The following is a 4,046-nucleotide window of genomic DNA, read 5'->3' as shown; positions in this document are numbered from 1 at the left end:
CTTGAAAGAGAGATTTTCGAGAGTCGGTTAATTCGATGGAGTCTGTGTTCATTAACCTTCCGTCGATACATGACTTCTCTTTCATTGTAAAAGGACGATTTATTTATTGCAGCACTCTTAAAGATAAAAACAGGAACGTTTACCTCAAAGATGCGATTATCAAATCTGATGAACTGCAACCTTTTCAAAATTGGCAATCTTTTGTTCCCAAACCAGCCAGCAGTATCGACAAAGTTTTAGTGCTTCCCGACCAACATTGCGCGACTCTCATCCAAATGAGTTTGTGGCGACAAGTGAAAATCAAACTGGATGAACACAAAGTTGTGGATGGCGGTTTCCGCTATGAAGAAGCCATTCCCCCTGATAGCCTCATGTACTTCACATGGGGACTCACCAACCAAGCCAACGGAACTGGACAACAATCACAAAACGACTTCCAAACTTTAATTCAAAATCACGACATCATCCAAATCGGCGGACAGGAAAGCCTTGGTCGCGGTTTCGTTCAACAGTGGAAATGATCAGTTACTATGAAACCCCAAATTTTCAAAACTCATCCCCCATAAGGAAAGATTCGTTCCCTAATCCAAATTGCTAGTTCTTCTTCCGAAAGCCTAGAAGCAGCCAAATCCATCCAAGTCTGATACGTTCCTTCCTCAGAGGCTTCTAAGTCATAACCATTCAGTATAAGAAAACTGCGAGTAACGACATAAGCTGTTCTTTTATTGCCATCAACAAACGGATGATTAGTTGTAAGACCATAAGCATAAGCTGCCGCTAAAGCAGAAATATCAGGAGGTGATTCAGAATAAGCAAGCAGATTTTTAGGGCGATTCAGTGCGCTTTCTAACAACGCCTGGTTTCGGATGCCATCTAGTCCACCATGTTCTGTTAGTTGATGACGATGAATCTTGATCACTGCTTCATATCTCACCCAAATAATTGATTGCATGATCTCATTCAGCTAATCGCTTTAAGAGATTATAATCTTCTCTCATTATTTTCTCTGCAACCTCCATTTGTTGTCTTAATTCAGCGTTATAGGGCTTAACTGTAAACCCATCTGCAGTTTCTATAATTTCAAGGAAATCACCTTGATTAATCTGGAGTTTATCCGCAAGTTCCTTTGGCAAAACGATTCCCACTGAGTCTCCCACTCTTGTCACCTTTAACTGCATTTTTGACCAGTCCCTTCAATGACTACACTTGTTAATCTAGCATTCCTTAAAACGTATTCTTTTTATAGTGATCCAAGAATCACAAATGACTAATAACTAATGACCAATAACCAATAAGGAATCATCATGACTTTTGACCCCAGAACTATAGCTACGCCAGTTTACGAAGTCTTACAAGACTTACGCATCAAATATAACGATAATGAGTCGCGCTTAAAAGAACAAAAAAGCCAAGCCGTTGAACTCTACACTTATCTTTCCACTTGGGGAATGATGCGCTTAAAAGCCGAAGAACAAGCCCTATCTCAAGACGGAAAAAAAGATGTCGTCAAAAAATATTTTCAATGTCTAGAAAAGTGAAGTGGTTTTCAACAATTAACCACAACTCAAGGCTTAGAAAAAATCAAAGACCTTTCTACTGATCACTATCTCGGTTTAACAGGCTTAGGACTCGAAATCGCTCAAGAATTTGGCTTTTGGGCAAACGCGATCTATCACGATATTAAAGGAGAACAGTAGAACCATGCCTTCTAATCAAAACCCAGCATTACAACGTCCAAACCCTCGACCTCAGAACCGTCACAATAGAAATAACCAACCTAACCGTCGTCAAAATAATGGCGGGGGAAATCGTAACCAAGGCGGTGGTGGGGGAAATCATCACGGAAACGGTGGTGGCAATAATAATTCTAAACTCTCTCCTTGGTTAGACCCTGATCATCAACCACCAACCAGTCATAATGCCAGTTTTATTGAATACTTGCGCTGGATGCGTCCCCCTGAAGATCCGCAAAAAGATGGGACAAAGGTGCAAATCTTAAATCAAGCCCAAGATAACCCCGACTATCGCCAACGACTGAAAACATTGAATGACCCTACTCGCGCCATTGCTAAAGAACATTTTACCGTTAAAACCACATGGCGTGTTCGCGTGGGGGGACATCGCGGACCCGAAAGCATCCTTCTCCCTGTATTCGACCATTTAGGCGTTCCTTATCTCCCTTCTAGAGCGTCGGTTCAGTAGAGAGGGTTGACAAATGAATCATTTCATGAATACTGAGAAATGTCCCCTTAGAGGAAGTTCAAGTCAAATGCGCCCACCTAATTGGAATCCAACCATTTCCCTCTCTCTCGCTGAACAAACAGTGCTTCAAAAAATTCGCCAAGGTAAATTATTTGTCTTTCTTAGACAATTTCGCCATGAGATATTTGACGAAGAATTTCAAGAACAATTAGAGACTGTTCCTAAAATAAACCTTAAGACTAAGCTGAAGACATAGCTAACCGTTTCAACATTAGACGAGTCATGGCTACCTCAATAAGAGATTCACTGACTTCTGGCAATTTCTCTGAATCAACAACTAAACGTCGATTTTGAACCAGCCAAGCAAAAGTCCTTTCTACCACCCATCGTCGAGGAAGAACCTCAAACGCTTTACTCGAACGTTTGACAACTTCTACTTTAGCTTGAGTTAATTTCTCTACTACCCTGCTAAAGTTTGGTCCTTGGTAACCAGCATCTACCCAAATTAAAGACAAATTGGACATTTGAGATTCAACTTCCAGTAAAAGGGCGCATCCGCCTACACGTTCTGGCATATTCGCTTCACTGACGACAACTGCTAGAAGTAGCCCCTGAGTATCTACCAATATATGTCGCTTACGACCTTTGACTTGTTTTCCTCCGTCGTAACCGTACACTTCCCCCTTTTTTCCCCAGTTTTCACCGACTGGGAATCAATAATCGCGGCACGCTCGTTCAGGGTTTCGTCCTTGCTCTTCTCGGAGGCGTGAGCGTAATGTTTGTTGTATCTTCGACCAAATGCCTTTCCTTTGCCATTTGCGAAAGTAATTGGACACTGTTGTCCAAGGAGGTAAGTCGTGAGGCAAAGCCCTCCACTGACAGCCTTCATGGAGGAAATAAAATATACCATTCAGGACTTCTCGTACATCAACATTAGCTTTTGGACCTCTGGGCTTGGGCTTAGGAATTAATGGTTCAATAATTTTCCACTCGGCATCGGTTAAGTCTGTAGGATAAGAGCGACGCTTCGTCATAGTTTATAGTGAGCGAATCGTTGCATTTTCCCTAGTATGACTGTTATTGGTCGCGATGTTCCCTTCGGGAACCGGCGAAGCCATCGCGCCTTTTTTTATATTTTCTTTAGGAACAGTCTCTGAGAGCGGTTTTAGCTTAAGAGTGATAAGAAGAAAAAATTGGTGTAAAAAAGGGAAAAGAAAGAAAGTAAGAGGAGATAGAAAAAAAGGAAGAGTTAATGCGATGGGAGCCCTAAGATATTCAGATAAAAAGAGGTTTATTGAGTTTGTCGAAAAAGGAAACTCAGAAAGTTTTTATAAGGTTTTGAAAGTCTTTTACCAAGAGTTAAAAGACGAATGGGTAGAAGCGGGAAACTCTGCGGAAGAATTTGAAGAAAAGGGAGCAAAAATTGTCATCATTTTAGATAATGCAAGTTTTCATAAAAAGCAGGAATATTTAGATCAAATAGAAGTAGAAATGCCAAATCTTCATTTAGAGTTTTTGCCTGAATATAGTCCCGATTATAACTTAATTGAACTAGTTTGGCATTCAGCTAAAGAATATATAGCTCATCGCCTATTTAAATCAGTTGAACAGTTAGAGTCTTTATTAAATCAACTTCTAAATGAAGGAGAGTTAATTATTAAATGGGGACGGAAGTTGAAAAATAAAGGCAATGCGGTTATCCCAATTTAAATGCACAACAGCTTAGTGTTTCCATTCATCCTGATGAAGCCTTATTATCTGAATTACGAGAACAACAATTGACCCCAATTGGTCGAAAACGTTTAAGAGAACGGGTTAGCGTTGAACATAGTCTCGCTCATATT

The 4,046-nt window shown here is 40.6% G+C and carries 3 protein-coding genes and 5 pseudogenes; 5 read left to right on the top strand and 3 right to left on the bottom strand.

Going from position 1 to position 4,046, the window contains the following annotated elements:
- Positions 1-128 precede the first annotated feature (128 nt).
- Positions 129-521, top strand: a pseudogene (locus tag GVY04_09610) (type III-B CRISPR module RAMP protein Cmr4).
- Positions 522-553: 32 nt separating this feature from the next.
- Here the strand turns inward: GVY04_09610 and GVY04_09605 are convergent.
- Both GVY04_09605 and GVY04_09600 read right to left on the bottom strand, forming a co-directional pair.
- Positions 554-952, bottom strand: coding sequence for a type II toxin-antitoxin system death-on-curing family toxin (locus tag GVY04_09605; protein ID NBD16376.1), 399 nt, complete (start codon positions 950-952; stop codon positions 554-556).
- Positions 953-956: 4 nt separating this feature from the next.
- Positions 957-1,178: an AbrB/MazE/SpoVT family DNA-binding domain-containing protein gene (locus GVY04_09600; protein NBD16375.1), complete on the bottom strand. Its 222-nt coding sequence runs from the start codon at positions 1,176-1,178 to the stop codon at positions 957-959.
- A gap of 126 nt (positions 1,179-1,304) precedes the next feature.
- Between GVY04_09600 and GVY04_09595 the strand changes: the two are divergent.
- From GVY04_09595 to GVY04_09585, 3 genes and pseudogenes are all read left to right on the top strand, one after another.
- Positions 1,305-1,697 (top strand): annotated as a pseudogene (locus tag GVY04_09595) (hypothetical protein).
- 100 nt (positions 1,698-1,797) lie between these two features.
- Positions 1,798-2,184 (top strand): annotated as a pseudogene (locus GVY04_09590) (type III-B CRISPR module RAMP protein Cmr6).
- 31 nt (positions 2,185-2,215) lie between these two features.
- Positions 2,216-2,458: a hypothetical protein gene (locus tag GVY04_09585; protein NBD16374.1), complete on the top strand. Its 243-nt coding sequence runs from the start codon at positions 2,216-2,218 to the stop codon at positions 2,456-2,458.
- On the opposite strand, the pseudogene GVY04_09580 reads toward GVY04_09585, so the two are convergent.
- Positions 2,442-3,236 (bottom strand): annotated as a pseudogene (locus GVY04_09580) (IS5 family transposase). The gene GVY04_09585 and the pseudogene GVY04_09580 sit on opposite strands and share 17 nt — an antisense overlap.
- Before the next feature lie 121 nt (positions 3,237-3,357).
- On the opposite strand from GVY04_09580, the pseudogene GVY04_09575 reads away from it, so the two are divergent.
- Positions 3,358-3,912: pseudogene (locus GVY04_09575) on the top strand (IS630 family transposase).
- Positions 3,913-4,046 lie beyond the last annotated feature (134 nt).

Source organism: Cyanobacteria bacterium GSL.Bin1, assembly GCA_009909085.1.
GTDB lineage: Bacteria > Cyanobacteriota > Cyanobacteriia > Cyanobacteriales > Rubidibacteraceae > Halothece.
The sequence above is the reverse complement of the archived record's forward strand: the minus strand, read 5'-3'. Positions and strand labels throughout refer to the sequence as shown.